The 1002-nt window shown below is 47.1% G+C and carries 3 tRNA genes and 2 rRNA genes; all 5 read right to left on the bottom strand.

From position 1 onward, the window contains the following. Positions 1 to 215, bottom strand: a 23S ribosomal RNA gene (locus tag BZG13_RS15080); the annotation flags it as partial. Positions 216 to 531: 316 nt separating this feature from the next. After that, positions 532 to 607 (bottom strand) — tRNA-Val (locus tag BZG13_RS15085). 9 nt (positions 608 to 616) lie between these two features. Continuing rightward, positions 617 to 692 (bottom strand) — tRNA-Lys (locus BZG13_RS15090). A gap of 2 nt (positions 693 to 694) precedes the next feature. Further along, a tRNA-Glu gene (locus BZG13_RS15095) sits at positions 695 to 770 on the bottom strand. 80 nt (positions 771 to 850) lie between these two features. Then, positions 851 to 1002: ribosomal RNA gene (locus tag BZG13_RS15100) — 16S ribosomal RNA — on the bottom strand; the annotation flags it as partial.

Below are 1002 nucleotides of genomic sequence, written 5' to 3' on the forward strand. Positions count from 1 at the left end.
TTCCTTCGGGTACTTAGATGTTTCAGTTCCCCGAGTTCGCCTCTTAGCGCTATGTATTCACGCTAAGATACCTGCTTATGCAGGTGGGTTTCCCCATTCGGACATCGATGGCTCAAATGCTTCTTACCAGCTCACCATCGCTTTTCGCAGGTTAGTACGTCCTTCATCGCCTCTGACTGCCAAGGCATCCACCGCCTACGCTTAATCACTTAACCATACAACCCCAAGAGGTTTTTCTTGCGCGAGACTGTCTTAAAAAGAAATCTGCGTCGCAAAACCACTGAGTGTTGAATCATCAACCAATTAAGGTTTTGTTTTTGCCGGACTCAAATAGAAGCTTTGTCGTTAWTGATTCAATAAGACAAAGCCCAAGCACACTTGATTGTGTGAGTGACATTTCTGTCACTGATTGAGAACTTTACTGTCATTCTTTAAGAATGACTTGTCAGCTTTCCAGATTGTTAAAGAACATGTCGTTTATTGCTAAATAAACCACGTTCTAAAGATTCTTAAGCAAAAACCTTTAAAGCGTGGTGGGCGATACCGGGCTCGAACCAGTGACCCCCTCCTTGTAAGGGAGGTGCTCTCCCAACTGAGCTAATCGCCCACAATAKWGTGGTGGGTTGTACAGGATTCGAACCTGTGACCAATTGATTAAAAGTCAACTGCTCTACCAACTGAGCTAACAACCCAATGGCGTCCCATAGGGGAGTCGAACCCCTGTTACCGCCGTGAAAGGGCGGTGTCCTAGGCCTCTAGACGAATGGGACACGCTGATATGTTTGGGAACATATCCTCTTATAACTTTAACCTATACAATCTGTGTGAACACTCGCAACAATAGCGTCAGTAAGGAGGTGATCCAGCCCCAGGTTCCCCTAGGGCTACCTTGTTACGACTTCACCCCAGTCATGAACCACACCGTGGTAAACGCCCTCCCGAAGGTTAAGCTATCTACTTCTGGTGCAGCCCACTCCCATGGTGTGACGGGCGGTGTGTACA

Source organism: Salinivibrio sp. ML323 (assembly GCF_001995745.1).
In the GTDB taxonomy this organism is placed as follows: Bacteria; Pseudomonadota; Gammaproteobacteria; order Enterobacterales; family Vibrionaceae; genus Salinivibrio; species Salinivibrio kushneri.